The 15002-nt window shown below is 69.1% G+C and carries 17 protein-coding genes, 1 tRNA gene and 1 pseudogene; 8 read left to right on the top strand and 11 right to left on the bottom strand.

What is annotated here, in order from left to right:
- Positions 1-91: DUF1993 family protein (locus E8A12_RS22745; protein ID WP_363211429.1), on the top strand; the 91-nt coding region annotated here is incomplete at its 5' end.
- 7 nt (positions 92-98) lie between these two features.
- On the opposite strand, the gene E8A12_RS02760 is transcribed toward E8A12_RS22745, so the two are convergent.
- A complete protein-coding gene (locus E8A12_RS02760; RefSeq protein ID WP_293366226.1) occupies positions 99-1574 on the bottom strand; it encodes a M20 family peptidase in 1476 nt (491 codons plus the stop codon).
- Positions 1575-1673: 99 nt separating this feature from the next.
- Between E8A12_RS02760 and E8A12_RS02755 the strand changes: the two genes are divergently transcribed.
- Both E8A12_RS02755 and E8A12_RS02750 read left to right on the top strand, forming a co-directional pair.
- Positions 1674-2192, top strand: coding sequence for a GNAT family N-acetyltransferase (locus E8A12_RS02755; protein ID WP_293366225.1), 519 nt, complete (start codon positions 1674-1676; stop codon positions 2190-2192).
- A gap of 75 nt (positions 2193-2267) precedes the next feature.
- Positions 2268-3053, top strand: a complete 786-nt coding sequence (locus tag E8A12_RS02750) for an SDR family oxidoreductase (RefSeq protein ID WP_293366227.1) — start codon at positions 2268-2270, stop codon at positions 3051-3053.
- A gap of 33 nt (positions 3054-3086) precedes the next feature.
- Here E8A12_RS02750 and E8A12_RS02745 read toward each other — a convergent pair whose 3' ends face one another.
- Together E8A12_RS02745 and E8A12_RS02740 are read right to left on the bottom strand one after the other, a co-directional pair.
- Complete coding sequence (locus tag E8A12_RS02745; protein ID WP_293366224.1) at positions 3087-3770, bottom strand: class I SAM-dependent methyltransferase; 684 nt, start codon at positions 3768-3770, stop codon at positions 3087-3089.
- The gene (locus tag E8A12_RS02740; RefSeq protein ID WP_293366223.1) at positions 3767-4138 is read right to left on the bottom strand and encodes a VOC family protein; all 372 of its coding nucleotides are present in this window, start codon (positions 4136-4138) and stop codon (positions 3767-3769) included. Before E8A12_RS02740 ends, E8A12_RS02745 begins: the two co-directional genes overlap by 4 nt.
- Before the next feature lie 202 nt (positions 4139-4340).
- Here E8A12_RS02740 and E8A12_RS02735 point away from each other — a divergent pair, with 202 nt between their 5' ends.
- Entirely contained in the window at positions 4341-5012 is a 672-nt protein-coding gene (locus tag E8A12_RS02735; RefSeq protein WP_363211427.1) for a spermidine synthase, read from the top strand.
- Here E8A12_RS02735 and E8A12_RS02730 read toward each other — a convergent pair.
- Complete coding sequence (locus E8A12_RS02730; RefSeq protein WP_293366221.1) at positions 4987-6162, bottom strand: aminotransferase; 1176 nt, start codon at positions 6160-6162, stop codon at positions 4987-4989. The genes E8A12_RS02735 and E8A12_RS02730 overlap by 26 nt on opposite strands.
- 23 nt (positions 6163-6185) lie before the next feature.
- On the opposite strand from E8A12_RS02730, the gene E8A12_RS02725 reads away from it, so the two are divergent.
- Positions 6186-6683, top strand: a complete 498-nt coding sequence (locus E8A12_RS02725) for a GNAT family N-acetyltransferase (RefSeq protein WP_293366220.1) — start codon at positions 6186-6188, stop codon at positions 6681-6683.
- Between the two features lie 2 nt (positions 6684-6685).
- On the opposite strand, the gene E8A12_RS02720 is transcribed toward E8A12_RS02725, so the two are convergent.
- The 3 genes from E8A12_RS02720 to E8A12_RS02710 all read right to left on the bottom strand — a co-directional run bounded on the left by E8A12_RS02720 (position 6686) and on the right by E8A12_RS02710 (position 10527).
- Complete coding sequence (locus tag E8A12_RS02720; protein WP_293366219.1) at positions 6686-7363, bottom strand: hemolysin III family protein; 678 nt, start codon at positions 7361-7363, stop codon at positions 6686-6688.
- A gap of 46 nt (positions 7364-7409) precedes the next feature.
- The gene (gene typA, locus E8A12_RS02715) at positions 7410-9242 is read right to left on the bottom strand and encodes a translational GTPase TypA (protein WP_293366218.1); all 1833 of its coding nucleotides are present in this window, start codon (positions 9240-9242) and stop codon (positions 7410-7412) included.
- A 382-nt stretch (positions 9243-9624) separates the two neighbouring features.
- Positions 9625-10527, bottom strand: coding sequence for an N-formylglutamate amidohydrolase (locus E8A12_RS02710; protein ID WP_293366217.1), 903 nt, complete (start codon positions 10525-10527; stop codon positions 9625-9627).
- 119 nt (positions 10528-10646) lie between these two features.
- Between E8A12_RS02710 and cpdR the strand changes: the two genes are divergently transcribed.
- From cpdR to E8A12_RS02695, 3 genes are all read left to right on the top strand, one after another.
- On the top strand, positions 10647-11003 hold the full coding sequence (cpdR, locus tag E8A12_RS02705) for a cell cycle two-component system response regulator CpdR (protein WP_293366216.1): 357 nt from the start codon (positions 10647-10649) through the stop codon (positions 11001-11003).
- Between the two features lie 74 nt (positions 11004-11077).
- A tRNA-Val gene (locus tag E8A12_RS02700) sits at positions 11078-11152 on the top strand.
- 99 nt (positions 11153-11251) lie between these two features.
- On the top strand, positions 11252-11998 hold the full coding sequence (locus E8A12_RS02695; RefSeq protein WP_293366215.1) for a sterol desaturase family protein: 747 nt from the start codon (positions 11252-11254) through the stop codon (positions 11996-11998).
- Between the two features lie 3 nt (positions 11999-12001).
- Here the strand turns inward: E8A12_RS02695 and E8A12_RS02690 are convergent, their stop codons facing one another.
- The 4 genes and pseudogenes from E8A12_RS02690 to E8A12_RS02675 all read right to left on the bottom strand — a co-directional run.
- Positions 12002-12412, bottom strand: a complete 411-nt coding sequence (locus E8A12_RS02690; protein ID WP_293366214.1) for a DUF6491 family protein — start codon at positions 12410-12412, stop codon at positions 12002-12004.
- A gap of 175 nt (positions 12413-12587) precedes the next feature.
- Entirely contained in the window at positions 12588-14381 is a 1794-nt protein-coding gene (gene mnmD, locus E8A12_RS02685; protein WP_293366213.1) for a tRNA (5-methylaminomethyl-2-thiouridine)(34)-methyltransferase MnmD, read from the bottom strand.
- 79 nt (positions 14382-14460) lie between these two features.
- Complete coding sequence (locus E8A12_RS02680; RefSeq protein ID WP_293366212.1) at positions 14461-14742, bottom strand: hypothetical protein; 282 nt, start codon at positions 14740-14742, stop codon at positions 14461-14463.
- A 155-nt stretch (positions 14743-14897) separates the two neighbouring features.
- Positions 14898-15002 (bottom strand): annotated as a pseudogene (locus tag E8A12_RS02675) (flagellar motor stator protein MotA); the annotation flags it as partial.

The following is a 15002-nucleotide window of genomic DNA, read 5'->3' as shown; positions in this document are numbered from 1 at the left end:
CGCCGTCACCGCCTACGACATCCTGCGGATGAGGGGCGTGCCGATCGGCAAGCGGGACTATGAGGGCCAGTTGCGGATCAGACAGGACTAAGGACGTCCTAGCTCGCCGCGGTGGCGATCAGGCGGGCGTAGAAGTCCACGCACTGGCGCAGGTTCGTGAGCGTGAGGTGCTCGTTGGTCCCGTGGATCATCTCGATGTCCCTCAATCCGAAGGCCATGGGCTGGAAGCGGTAGACGTCGGTGGCGACCCCCTGCAGGTAGCGGCTGTCCGTGCCGGCGGTCACCAGGCTGGGCGCCACCGGCGCGCCGGTGACCTTGCCGGCGACGGCCGAGACCATCTTCCAGCCGTCCGAGGCGGTGGAGGACACCCGTGACGGCTCCGACGGGGCGTCGACCCAGGTTAGCGCCACCGGCAGCCGTCCCACCGCCGCCCTAGCGCGGGCCATGACGCTCGCGGACGTGTCGCCAGGCGCGATGCGGTAGTTGATCCAGGCCGCGGCGTCCTGCGGCAGGACGTTCTCCTTCGGACTGCCCAGGAGCATGGTGGGCGCGATGGTGGTGTGAAGCATCGCCGCCCCAGAGGCCGTGGCGCCCATCTGCCGGATCAGCATCGGCTTGAAGAGCCAGCTGTTGGCCACCGCCAGGCGCACCGGGAACGACGCCCGAGGCGCCACGGTCTGCAGCATGGCCGCGCCAGGTCCGCGGAAGTCCATGGGGAAGCCGTGGTCGTTGATCGCCGTCACCGCGTGCGAGAGGGTGACCACGCCGCCGCCGTCGGCCGGCGGGGCCGAGGAGTGGCCGCCCTCCGCCTTGGCAGTCACCTTCAGGGTCGCATAGCCCTTCTCGGCCGTGCCGATCAGCGACAGCTTGCCGCCCGTCACCGGGTTGTCGGTGATTTCCGCCAGGCCCTCGTCGAGCACGAACTGCGCCTTGATCCCGCGCGATTTCAGCAGGGCCGCGGCGGCCTGGGCGCCGGTCCCGTGGGTCTCCTCATCCTCGCCGGAGACGATCATCACCGTGCGGCGCGGCTTGAAGCCGCTCTTGGCGAGCGCCTCGACCCCTTCGAACAGGGTGATCAGCGAGCCCTTGTCGTCCACGGAGCCGCGGCCCCAGACCGCGCCGTCGGCGATGGCGCCGGAGAACGGCGGATGCTTCCAGTCCGCCTCCGAGCCCGGGGTCACCGGAACCACGTCCTGGTGGGCCATCAGCACGATGGGCGTCAGCGTCGGGTCGGAGCCCTTCCAGGTGTAGATCAGCGTGTTCTTGCCGACGATCTCGCGGGTCATGGCCGCGTGCGCCGCCGGATAGCTGGCCATCAGGAAGTCATGCAGGCGCGTCCATTCGGCCGGCTGGTCGTCGGCCAGGTTCTGGTGGCTCACGGTCTGGATCTGGACGGCCTGCGACAGATGCTGGGCGGCCTGGTCGACATCGAACGGGACGGGCGGCGAGACACGGACGTCGATGGAGCTCACCTGGCCCGGCGGGCGGTACATCAGGGTCCGCACCAGTGCGACGCCAATCACCACGAGGATCGCGACGAACAGGAAGAGCGCGATCCGCCCGATGATTCGCATGCCAACTCCCCGGCGTTTCCGCCAAGCTTAGAGCCCCGCGTGGCGATTGTCGCCGCCGCGCGCCGCCGGTAGGTTCGGGTTCCTTCACTTGGAGTCGCCATGGCGTCTGCGAGCTTCCAGATCGGGCTGGCCGCGCCCGGCGAGGCGCTGGCGGTCGCCGAGGTGATGCAGGAAGCGGCGCGCTGGATCGCCACCTGGCGCGCGCCGCTGTGGGACCCCGAGCTGCTGGGCGAGGCGTTCACGGCCCCGATCGTCGCATGCGGCCACATGCTGACCGCCAAGGTGGCGGGCGAGATCGCCGCGGTGATGATCCTGGAGCCGGAAGACCCCCTCTTCTGGCCCGACTATCCCGCCGGCGAGGCGAGCTACATCCACAAGCTCGCCGTGCGGCGCGCCTACGCCGGCCAGGGCGCGCCCTCGGCCCTGGTCGAGCATGCCGCGACGCTGGCCCTGATGCAGGGCCGCTGGCGGCTGCGCCTGGACTGCGACCCACCGCTGGCGGGCTTCTACGAGAGACTGGGCTTCCGCAGGATAGATGAGATCGACGTGAACCACCCGCAGGCCGGACCGATGCGCGTCGCCCGCATGGAGCGCCATCTCGCCGCCCAGCCCGCTTGACCTTCGAGGGGCCGGCATCGCAAATGGCCGGCAAATCGAACGAGCGTTTTAGGGAGCCTCGCCATGAGCGACGTGATGGATAAGCCGGGCGTGCTGACCGGCAAGCTGTTCGACCTGACGGGCAAGGTCGCGGTGATCACCGGGTCGTCGCGCGGGATCGGCAAGGCCATCGCCGAGCAGATGGCGGCCCATGGCGCCAAGGTGGTGATCTCGTCCCGCAAGGCCGGCCCTTGCGAGGAGGTGGCCGCCGCGATCAACGCCCGCTCGGCCGGCCACGCCATCGCCGTGCCCGCCAACATCTCCTCGAAAGACGACCTTCAGCGGCTGATGGACGAGACGCGCAAGGCGTTCGGCAAGATCGACATCCTGGTCTGCAACGCCGCGTCCAACCCGTTCTACGGCAGCCAGCTCGACATCGGCGACGACGCCTTCTCGAAAATCCTCTCCAACAACATCATCGCCAACAACTGGATGATCCAGATGGTCGCGCCGGAGATGAAGGAACGGAAGGATGGGGCGATCATCATCGTTTCCTCCATCGGCGGCCTGCGCGGCTCGGAGGTGATCGGCGCCTATTGCATCTCCAAGGCCGCCGACATGCAGCTGGCCCGCAACCTCGCCAAGGAGCTGGGCCCCCACAACATCCGGGTGAATTGCGTGGCGCCGGGCCTAGTGAAGACCGACTTTGCCAAGGCGCTCTGGGACACCCCGGCCGGCGAGGAACGCGCCAGCTCCGGCACGCCGCTGCGCCGCCTGGGCGAGCCGGACGACTTGGCCGGAGCGGCGGTCTATCTGGCGAGCCGCGCCGGCGCGTGGACGACGGGGCAGACGATCGTCGTGGACGGCGGGAGTACGTGCTGAGCCCTACCTCCCCCGCGAAGCGGCGGAAGGGGGCTACGCTTTCACCACCATCTCCAGGCCGCCCTCGAACGGCAGGGTCATCGTCGTCAGCCCGTTCGCCGGGTCGCGCACGAACTCGAAAAACTGCTGATACCCCCGCGCCGCCTGGACAGTGTTGTCGGCGATGACCACCGCGCCGGGGCGCAGGTGGGGCGTGATCAGCTCCATGGCCGGACGCGTCATTTCGGTCCAGATGTCCATCAGCACGAAGTCGACCGGGCCTTCGATGACCTTGAGGGTCTCGCGCAGATCGCCCTCGCGCAGGTCGATCAGTTCCGACAGGCCGGCCTCGGCGAAGTGAGCCGTGGCCGCGGCGGCCTTGGCCGGTTCGTGCTCCGTGCCGATCACCACGCCGCCGCCGTTCGCCCGCACCGCGGCCGCCAGGTAGAGGGTCGAGACGCCGAACGAAGTCCCGACCTCGACCACGCGCCTTGCCTGCAGGCTGCGGCACATCAGGTGGCAGAACTCCGCCTTGATCGGCTCCAGCGCCACCAGCTTGTCGGCCATGAATTGGGTCAGGCGATCGTCGAACCCTTCCCAGCTGAGGTCGCCCGCCTTGATGCGCTCGACGAAGTAGGCGCCGGTCGCAGCCTCCTGCGCCACACTCTGAGCCTGCAGCCGGTCGACCAGGGCCTGCAGTTTCGCATCGCCCAGCACCCCAACCGCGCTCGGGCTCACCACTGATCCGCCTCGTACTGCATGGCGCCGGCGATATTGCCCTCGGGGTCCTGGAAGAAAATCAGCTCGCCCACGCCGTCGATGCGGAAGGGCTGCATGATCACCTTCCCCCCGTGCGCCTCGATGGCGGCGATGGTCGCCTTGATGTCATCCACGCCATAGCTGACCTCGACGCCCGGCATGACGTGCCCGCCGATGTCGCGGCGGCCTTGCAGCGCGCCCAAGAAGCCCTCGCCGGCGCTGCGGGTCTGGTAGAAGCCGGGCGGGCCCCAGGGCGTGAAACTCCAGCCGAAGACGGTCTCGTAGAAGGCCTTGGCGCGAGGCACTTCCGTGGCGTTGATCGCGAAGTGGCGCAGGGTGGCGGGCATGGCGGTCCTCCAGAGCAGCCATGCTGAGCCCTGGCGGGCCCGGCTGACAAGCTCCCGCCGTGGCCAGCCGTTCGGCCCCGGTGTCGAGGGTCTTGTCAGGCTTGGAAAGGCATAGGCGCAAGATGTTGGTCATCTTCGCAAGGTCGGTGGGATTTGAGGCAGGGTGACTCGTCCTAGACGCCGGCGGATGCGATGGATGGCCATGATCCCCTGGGTTCACCTGGACACCGCCAAGATCCCCAATGGGGGGGAACTGCGCCTCATGCGGCGCGGCGCCGAGCTTTCGATCATGTCAGGCTCGATCGAGCTGATGAACAGCCGGCTGAGCGGGTCGGAGAGGGCCCTGGCGACGCTGGCCTGCGCGCGGATCGACGGCCGGCCCAGCGCTCAGGTGCTGATCGGTGGCCTCGGCATGGGCTTCACTCTGCGCACAGCGTTGGCGGAGCTGCCGAACAATGCCGGCGTGGTCGTCTCGGAGCTGGTCCCGGCGGTGGTGAGCTGGGCCCGCGGCCCGATGACCGAACTGTTCAAGGGCTGCTTGGACGATCCGCGGGTGGCCGTCATTGAAGCGGACGTTGTCGGGGTGATCGCCGCGGCGCGGGGACGTTTCGACGCCATTCTGCTCGACGTCGACAACGGCCCCGGCGGCCTCAACCGTGACGCCAACGACAGGCTATATTCGGTCGGAGGGCTGAATGCGGCGAGACGGGCCTTGCGGCCCGGCGGGGTGCTTGCCGTCTGGTCTGCGGGGCGCGACGACGGCTTCACCCGGCGGCTGGAGGGCGCCGGCTATCAGGCCGAGGAGGTCCCGGTCCGCGCCACCGGCGGCAAGCGCGGCGCCCGGCACGTCATTTGGCTGGCGACGCCGCGCTGAGTTCCCGGGCCTTGGCCAGCCGCCCGATCCCGCCGTCCAGCGTCTCGTCGCGCTTGGAGAAGCACAGGCGCACGATGTGGGTCACCGGGTCTTCCTCATAGAGGGCCGAGACCGGGATGGCGGCTACGCCCGCCTCCTTCACGGCACGCAGGCAGAAGTCCCGGTCGCCCTCAGCGATCCCCGACGCGGTCAGGTCGATGTTGACGAAATAGGTGCCCTCGCTGGGCAGCACCGCGAAGCCTTCGCGCCTCAGGCCTTCGCTGAGGCGGTCGCGGGAGCGTTCGAGGTCGCGCGGCATCCGTCGGAACCAGTCCTCGGAATTGTCCAGGCCCCAGGCGACGGCGGTCTGCAGGTTGGGCGGGGTGGTGAAGGTGAGGAACTGGTGGGCGCGGGCAAGACTGTAGGTCAGATCGGGCGCCGCGCACATGAAGCCGACCTTCCAGCCGGTCAGGCCGAACATCTTTCCCGCCGAGCCGATCTTCACGCAGCGATCGTGCATGCCGGGGAAGGCGATCAGCGGCCGGTGCTTTGCATTGCCGAACACCACCTGCTCCCAGACCTCGTCGCAGATGGCGATGACGTCGTGCTTCACACAGAGCTCGGCCAACAGGGCCAGGTCCTCGTCAGGCAGCACCACGCCCGAGGGATTGTTCGGGTTATTGAGCACCACGAACCTGGTGGCGTCGCTGAACGCCGCCTCCAGCATCGCCCGGTCGAACCGCCAGCGCGGCGGCGCCAGACTGACCAGCTTCGGGACACCGCCGGCCCGGCGGATCAGCGGCAGGTAGGCGTCGTAGAGCGGCTGGAAGACGATCACCTCGTCGCCCGCCTCGATCAGCGCGAAGAAGGCCGCGGCCAGGGCCTCGGTGGCGCCGGATGTGACGGTGATCTCGCTCATCGGGTCGAGTTCGAGGCCCTGGGTGCGGGCATAGTGGCCGGCGACCGCCTGGCGCAGCTCCGGCAGGCCGGCCATGGGCGGATACTGATTGTAGCCGTTCAGGGTTGCGTCGGCCGCCTTGGCGCGGATCGCTTCCGGCCCCGGATCGTCGGGGAAGCCCTGGCCAAGGTTGATGGCGCCGAGCGTCCTGGCGAGACCGGACATCTCCTCGAAGACGGTCATCGGCAGGCTTGAGTAGATCGGGTTGGGCATTAGATCATCTGTCGGGGCGGCGATTGCCCCTTCATGACCTGACCGGAGCGCCTGCGTCCATGGAGATCGTCGAGTTTGAGCCCTGTCACGCTGAGGCGTTCAAGATCCTGAACGAGGCCTGGATCTCCAAGTACTTCGCCATCGAGGCCAAGGACCGCGAGGTTCTGGGCGACCCGCAGGGGAAGATCGTCGTGGCGGGCGGACGCATCTTCATGGCCTTCAAGGACGGCGAGGCGGTGGGCTGCGTCGCCCTGATCCCGATGGAGGACGGCGGCTACGAGGTGGCCAAGATGACCGTACTTGAGACCCTGCGCGGCTCCGGCCTGGGGCGGATGCTGATGCAGCGCTGCATCGACGCCGGCGCCGAGATGGGCGCGCGGCGGCTCTATCTGGAGACCAATTCCAGCCTGGCGCCGGCGCTGGGTCTCTACCGGGCCATGGGCTTCACCGATATCGGCCCGCCGGCGCGCAACGACTACGCCCGCGGCGACACCTGGATGGAGCGCGTTTACCCCGCCTGAAGCTATGTGCGGCTGAAGAGCACGACGCCGAGCAAGACGGCCGCCCAGTGCGTCGCCGCGGCGGCCACCACGTGGCCGTGCCAGATGGCGCGCGAGAACTTCAGGCGCTTGTTCACATAGAAGATCACGCCCGTCGAATAGAGCACCCCGCCGGCCAGCAGAAGCAGCAGGGCGACCCAGTAGACGCTATCGATCATGGGCTTCAGCGCCACCACCACCAGCCAGCCCAGCGCCAGGTAGACTCCGACGCCGATGCGACGGTCCATGCCGATCCAGAAGATCTTGCTCAAGGCGCCGAAGGCCGCGAGCGACCAGATGGCCACCGTCATGCCCCACGCCCAGCCGCCGGTCAGATTGTGGATCGTGAAGGGCGTGTAGGAGCCGGCGATCATCAGGAAGATGCCCGCGTGGTCGAGCCTTCTCAGCACCGGCCGGTAGCGCGCCTTGGCGAAATTGTAGGCGGTGGAAAAGGCCAGCATGGCCAGGACGCCCGCCGCATAGATCGAGACGCCGACCACCTGGGTGATCGATCCAGCCCGCACCGCCAGCGCCAAAAGGATGATTCCGCCCACCAGGGCCAGGGTCAGGCCCACGACGTGCACCACCAGGTCGGCGCACTTGGCGGCGGGGGTCGGATAGTGGCGGGGCGGTTTGGCGGGAGACTGGACGGCGACGGTCATGGCGGAACTCCGAGGCTCAATGAGTCTCACGCCCCGCGGCCGGCGGCTAGTCTTCCTTGACGCGCTTTTTCCGGAAGCTGGGGTTCAGCACCCGTTTGCGCAGGCGGATCGACTTCGGGGTGACCTCCACCAGCTCGTCCTCCTCGATATAGGCGATGGCCTGCTCGAGGGTCGGACGGCGCGGCGGGATCAGGCGCACGGCCTCGTCCTTGCCGGCGGACCGGATGTTGGTGAGCTGCTTGGCCTTCATCGGATTGACGTCCAGGTCGTCCTGGCGCGAGTTCTCGCCGATGATCATGCCCTGGTAGGTCTTCTCGCCGCCGCCCACGAACATGGTCCCGCGGTCTTCCAGGTTCCACAGGGCGAAAGCCGTGGTCTCGCCGTCGGAGTTGGACACCAGCACACCCTTGCGGCCGGCGTCGATGGCGCCCTTGTAAGCTTCGTAGTGGCTGAATACGCGGTTCAGCACGCCGGACCCGCGGGTGTCGGTGAGGAACTCGCCCTGATAGCCGATCAGCGAGCGCGACGGGCTCATCAGCGACAGGCGGGTCTTGCCCGCGCCTGAGGGACCCATGTCCTTCAGTTCGGCTTTGCGGGCCGACAACTTCTCGATGACGATTCCGGTGAACTCGTCGTCGACGTCGATCATGACGTCCTCGATGGGCTCCAGGCGCTCGCCGGTCTCCGGATCGGTCTGGAACACCACGCGCGGACGGCTGATGGAGAGCTCGAAGCCCTCACGGCGCATGCCTTCGATCAACACGCCCAGCTGCAGTTCGCCGCGGCCGGCCACCTCATAGGCATCCTTGTCGGCAGTTTCGGTCACCCGGATGGCGACGTTGGACTCGGCCTCCTTCAGCAGGCGCGCGGCGATGACGCGGCTTTGCACCTTGTCGCCTTCGCGGCCCGCCAAGGGGCTGTCGTTGACGCTGACGGTCATGGAGATGGTCGGCGGGTCGATCGGCTGGGCCGGCAGGGCCTCGGTGACGTCCATGGCGCACAGGGTGTCGGCCACCGTCGCCTTCGAGAGGCCCGCGATGGCGACGATATCGCCGGCTTCAGCGTCCTCGATCGGCTGGCGCTTCAGGCCGCGGAAGGCCAGGACCTTGGTGATGCGGCCACGTTCGATTTCCTTGCCGTCCAGGCCGAGGGCGTGGATCGCCAGGCCGGGTGTCGCCTTGCCGCTCTCGATGCGGCCGGTGAGCAGTCGGCCCAGGAACGGGTCGTTCTCGATCAGCACCGACAGAATCTGGAACGGCTTGTCCTTGTTCTCCACCACCTTGGGTTCCGGCACGTGGCGGACGATCAGATCGAACAGCGGGGCGAGGGTGTCGTTGGGCTTGGCCATGTCCAGGGTGGCCCAGCCGTTCTTGCCCGAGGCGTAGATGTGCGGGAAGTCCAGCTGCTCGTCGGTCGCGCCCATAGCGGCGAACAGGTCGAAGACGTCATTGAGCACGCGGTCGGGATCGGCGTGCGGCCGGTCGACCTTGTTGAGGCAGAGGATGGGGCGCAGGCCCATCTTCAGCGCCTTGCCCAGCACGAACTTGGTCTGGGGCATGACGCCTTCCTCGGCGTCCACCAGGATGACGCAGCCATCCACCATGCCGAGGATCCGCTCAACCTCGCCGCCGAAGTCGGCATGGCCGGGGGTGTCGATGATGTTGATCCGGGTGTCGCCGGCCTCGCCGTGCCACAGCACGCTCGTGCACTTAGCCAGGATGGTGATCCCGCGCTCGCGCTCCTGGTCGTTGGAATCCATCGCCCGTTCGGCATGAGCCTCGTTGGCGCGGAACACGCCGGACTGGGCGAGCAACTGGTCCACCAGGGTGGTCTTGCCGTGGTCGACGTGGGCGATGATGGCGATGTTACGGAGCGACATGGGATTCTTAAACGAGGATTTCGGGGGGCGAGGAAGGCGCGCTTGTAGGGGAGAGAAGGCGCAACCGCCAGCTTGGAGTTGGGGCCGGCGGCCCGGCGCGAGCCCCCCAACGGCCAAGCTGTTGTGCGGTGCACCCTAAATGGGGGTTGGCCGCCGCTGCGCAAGACCTGGAAAAGCCTAGGTTTTCTTAGGTCACCGTCATGAAAATGCAGGTTTTTTGTCGCACCCGCTTGCGTCGTTGTGCATCGCACCGTACATTCAATTCGTGAGGCGGCCTTGCCGCCTCTGCCCTTCCTGGGCGTTTCCTCCCTATGAACTGCCGCGCCTTCGGGCGCGGCTTTTTTTTGGGCTGTGCCTCCCCCGCGAAGCGGCGGGAGGGAGGTTAGTCCTTCAGCGAACTCCAGTCGGCGGCCGCGAGCGCGCCGGTCAGGCGCTCCAGATGCCCCTTCAGCCGTTCGAAGCCGGCGGTGGGCGTCAGCGCCTGCTCATCCAGATAGAGCCCGCGGTTGATCTCGATCTGCAGGGCATGGGTGCGCCGCGACGGCCGGCCGTAGTGCTCCGTCGTGTAGCCGCCAGCGTAGGGGGTGTTGCGGGCGACACGATATCCCAGAGCCTCCAGCTCACGTTCGACGCGGGCGGTGAGCAGGTTCGCGCAGGCCGCGCCGAACCGGTCGCCCAGCACGAAATCGCAGGGCCGGTCGCGCCCGCCCGACCGCGCCGCGGCGGCCGGCATGGAGTGCCAGTCGATCAGGATCGCAAAGCCGTGCGCCTTGTGCGCCTCAGCGATCAACCGCTCCAGGGCCGCGTGATAGGGCCGGTGCGCCACCTCGATTCGCCCGCGCGCCTCGGAGAAGGTGAGCTTGCGGGCGTAGATCTCCTGGCCTTCGGAGACCACGCGGGCGATGGCGCCCAGGCCGGCCGCCACGCGCGCGGTGCGGGCGCGGGCGAACTCCGGCAACTCGTCCTCGAACATGCCGGGGTCGAGCTCGAAAGCCTCGCGGTTCAGGTCGATATAGGCCCGCGCATAGCGGGCGGTGAGCGTCGCGGCCCCCAGCCCGGGAGCTCCGGCGATCAGATCGTCGACGAAGGCGTCCTCCGAGCGGCGGATCGCCTGGGCGTCCAGGGTCGTGGCCGCCATCATGTCGTCGGGGTAGTCGCGGCCTGAGTGCGGCGAGGCGAAGACCAGCGGCGTCGGCGGCGCCTGGCCGTCCGCGCCCGCGCGGCGCAGCCCGAACGCGCCGGCCACGGGCGTGTCCTCGACGGCGATGGGCTCCCAGGCGTTCATTAGCCGACATAGAACGCTGAGCCTCGGCGTGGGTCAAAGCTTCATCGCGCCTTTACCCATCCGAAGCTATGTTGGGTGTTCCCTGACGATCCTCAAAGTCCGCCGCCGCAAGAGTCCCCATGCCCCGCATCCTCCTGGCCGAAGACGACGACAGCCTCCGCGGCTTCCTGGCGCGTGCGCTGGAACGCGCCGGCTACGAGGTCGTGGCCTGCGCCGATGGCGACGAGGCCGCGGCTATCCTCGACCAAGAGTGGGACCTGCTGCTGACCGACATCGTCATGCCGGGACTGGACGGCATCGAGGTGGCCCGCCAGGCCGCCGCCCTGCATCCGGACTTGAGGATCATGTTCATCACCGGCTTCGCCGCCGTGGCGCTCGCCGCCGGCAGCCAGGCGCCGGCCGGCGCCAAGGTGCTCTCCAAGCCCATCCACCTGCGCGAGATCGTCTCCGAGGTGGAGCGGATGATCGCGGCTTAATATGCATCGCGCCTCTCGCGCTTGCGTGGGAAGGGCCTCGTCGGTATATCCCCGCCTTCCCGAGACGACGGTTTGGACGTGTAGCTCAGCGGGAGAGCACCTCGTTGACATCGAGGGGGTCACAGGTTCGATCCCTGTCACGTCCACCATCTCTTCCGACCCGGCAGGCCGAAGCCCTCCGCTGACGCGGAGGACGCACTCGGCGCCCCTTGGCGCGGGGTGCTAGGACGATGATGGACCTCTTCCTCATGGCCATCGCCCTTTTGGGGCTGACGCTTCTGGAGGGTCGGTTCCCGGCCCGCAAGGACCCGAGCCAGCGCCTGCTCAACATCGCGATCCTGTTCGCCAGGCTGGTCCCTGCGATCTTCATGGCGCCGGTGGTCGCAAGCTCGATGGTGGCCTTCGCCGATCGTCTCGGCCTTCCAGCCGTCACCAACCCGGCGTGGCCGCCCGTCGCGGCTGCCGTGGCCTACATCCTGGCCATGGACCTTGGCGAATACCTGTTCCACCGGGCCCAGCACGCGATCCCGTTCCTCTGGCGGATGCACTCGCTGCACCACTCCGATCCCTGCATGAACGCCACGACGACCGACCGGAATTGGTGGGGAGATAGTCTGATCAAGGCGCTGACGATCTGGCCCGTGGCGGCGATCCTGTTCCGTCCGTCGGTCACGACGCTCACGGTCTACGCGGCCCTCAGCGCCTACAATTACTTCAGCCACGCGAATTTGCGGGTCAGTTTCGGGCGGCTGAGCTGGCTTCTGAACTCACCGTCGTACCATCGAACGCATCACTCCAGCGACCCGGCCCACCACGGCGCGAATTTCGCCGCCCTGTTCCCGATCTTCGACGTGATCCTGGGAAGCTACAGGCCGGCGGCAGTGTTCCCGCCGACTGGCCTCGACCACCGGCCAGAGACCCTCGTCCACGCCCTGGTTTGGCCGTTCCTGCCCGAACCGGAAGGTCCGCCCGTCACGGAAGGGCGGACGACCTGATGTCTAGGGCTTTGCCTTCTTCGGCAGGGCGGCGACCTCTTCAGGCGTCAGCTTGCGCAGGGCCTTCACCGGGCAGCGCTGAGGGCCAAGCCCGGTGGCGTGACTGACGATCTCGGCGTCCAGCGGGCCGCAGATGCTGCCGCCCGCGCCACGGTTTGAGACGAGCGCGACCCGCTGATCCCAGTCGACGTCGGGGCAGGAGACCATCAGGTCCAGCCGGTAGACGTCGCGCAGGTTGACCTTGATGTAGACCGTGTGGTCGTCGGGCGCGGCGAAACTGGTGACATTGCGCGACCAGAAACACTCGTTCTTGCTGGCGGGTTTGTCGGCGGGTTTGTCCTGGGCGTGGCCGCCCGCGGCGGACATTGTCAGCGACGCGACGGCGGCGAACGCTATGGCGGTGGCTGTCTTCATCGGTCGGATCCTCACGAAAGACCGTCCCCCCGCTTCAACCTACAGAGGCGAAGCTTGGTTGCCTAGACCGCGTCAGGGTGAAGTGGAGACCGGTTCACCGTCCGACGCGCTCTAAACCTTTGAAGATATACCCTTCTTATCCGGTTCAGGTGAACTCGCCTGAACCGGGAAGGGCCTAGGCGCGGCGCGCCGCACGGCGGGCGAAGCGGGCGGGCTCGACGATCGCCGCCAGGGCGGCCGGCAGGGGCGACGGCGCGCCGAGCGCCAGGGCCGCCACATGCTCGGCCAGCAGCGGCGCGAGCGTGAACCCCCGGGCGCTGAAGCCGCTCAGCACGAACAGGCCAGCCGGCGCCTCGGGCGCGGCGCCGGCGACGGGCAGGTAGTCCGGCGTGGCGACGCGGATCGCAGCGCGGCCTTCCAGGGGCCTGCCGGCCAGCCGCGCCGCCAGCATCGGCAGGCCTTCGGCCAGGGCGGCGAGGTTGCGGGCGTGGTCTTCGGCGCGGATGTCGCGGGCGACATCGTCCCGGTCATTGGTGGCGCCGAACAGCACTCCGTCGCGTGTCGGGATCGCATAGCCGCCGAAGGCCGCGGCCGGCGGCGGGTCGGGCAACGCGGTGAAGCTCGCCTGGCCGCGGACCGCGCTCAGTGGCAGGCCTTCGACCAGACCGAGCGAGGCCAGGCCAGCGGCCACGATCACCGCATCGGCCTGCGCCAATACCGCGCCGTCGGCGTCCAGCAGTCGCCAGCCCTCGCCGATGCGCTCAATCCGCGCGACCGCGACGGAGCGCACCACCGGCGCCCAGGCGGCCAGGAGGGGGGCGGGCTCAATCACCAGGCCGTCCCGGTGCGCCAGGCCCTCGGGCGCGTCCTCGCCCAGCCAAGCCGCGGTCTCATCGGAGGACAGGATCCGCAACGCACCGGGCTCGAAGAGGTCCGAATCCGCGACCTTGGCGAAGCGGGCCGCGTCGCGTGGCTGGGTGGCGAGCTGCAGGGCGCCGCGGCTGACGATGATCGCCGGCTGGGCCTCATAGAGCGCGATGGCGCGCCGGAAGGCCTGGGCGAACAGCTGGGCGGGCTCAGCGAGGCCGGCGTCGAGGCGCGGCGTCACCAGAGCCGTCGGGTTGCCCGAGGCGCCGGACCCTCGGCCCTCGGCGTCGAAGACCAGCGCCTCGCCGCCCAGGGCGCGGACGGCGCGGGCCGCCGAGGCTCCGGCGATACCGGCGCCGACGATCACCACGCGGCGGACCGACGACGCGGCCGCCGCCGGGCCCGGCATCGCCGCGGTCAGCCGCTCGCGCTTGCGCCCGAAGCCGGGCGCCTTGGCCACTGTAAAACCGGCGGCGACGAGCCCGCGGCGCACCTGGCCCGCAACCGTGAAGGTGGCCGCCGCCGCGCCCGGCGCCGAGCGGGCCGCGACCAGCGCCAGCACCTCGTCGGCCCACATGGCTGGATTGCGCGCCGGCGCGAAGCCATCGAGGAACCAGGCGTCCGCCCGGCCCGACCAGCCTGCCAGCGCCTCGGCGACCTCGGCCACCGCGACGTCGAGGATCACCCCCAGGTCGGCGAATTCAACCCTGTGGACCCCACGCGCTTGGCCAGGCCACTGGGCGGTCAGCCGCGCCGCAAGGCCTGCCAGCTCGGGCCAATGGGCCAGCGCGCGACGGGCGTCTTCGGCGCTGATCGGGTGGGCCTCGACGGAGAAGATGTGCAGACGCCCGTACGCCGGCCGTTCGCGGCTCCAAAGCTCAATCAGGGCGGCGGCGTTGAGCCCGGCGCCGAAGCCCAGCTCGCCGATGGTGAACCGGGTCCGGCCGGCCCAGGCCTGCGGCAGGCCGCAGCCGGCGAGGAACACCGCGCGGGCCTCCGCCAGGCCGCCCTCGGCGGAGAAATAGACGTCGTCATAGAGCCGCGAGCGCGGCTGGCCGTCGTCGCTCCAGTCGAGCGGGCTGTTCGGGGGCGGATCGGCCATGGGAGCAGGATATAGCGTGGCCGCGAAAAAGGGCCGCCCTCGCGGACGGCCCCGGGCAAGGCCTGTCGCCAGGCGCCGGCTATTTCTTCGGCGGGGCCGCCGCGGGCGCGTCGGCGGCCGGAGGAGCGGGCGTCGCCGCAGGCGGCGTGGCGGCGGTGTCGGCCTTGTTGGCGTCGGCCGCGGCGTCGGCGGCGGCGGCCGCGGCGTTCTGGGCCGCCTCGGCGGCGGCGGCGGAGGAGGAGCCGGCGGCGGGCGCAGCCTTGGCCGTGTCGGCCTTCTCGGCCTTCGAGCAGGCGGCGACCGAGAGGGCCGCGACGGCGGCGCCGGCGACCAGGAGCTTGCTGAGCAGGGGCGTGTTCATGGGCTGCATCCTCGAAAGCGAAGGGCCGAAGCGCCCGACTCAAGGGGCGCGGCGACGACTATGCGCTGCTTCGCGGACGGGAGAACACCCGACCCAAGGTTCTCGTGATGGCGGTCCGGGACGGCCGCCAGAGCTCGCGCCCGGCGCTGTCGCGCCTAGGCGGCGCCTTCGGCCGGAATGGTGTTGAGCGCCTCTTCCAGCTCCAGGAAGCTGGGCTGGTTGGGGGTCGGCACGGTGCCGCGACCGATCTCGACAGAGAT

Origin of the sequence: Phenylobacterium sp., from assembly GCF_004799395.1 — a bacterium.
Taxonomy (GTDB): domain Bacteria; phylum Pseudomonadota; class Alphaproteobacteria; order Caulobacterales; family Caulobacteraceae; genus Phenylobacterium.
The sequence above is the reverse complement of the archived record's forward strand: the minus strand, read 5'-3'. Positions and strand labels throughout refer to the sequence as shown.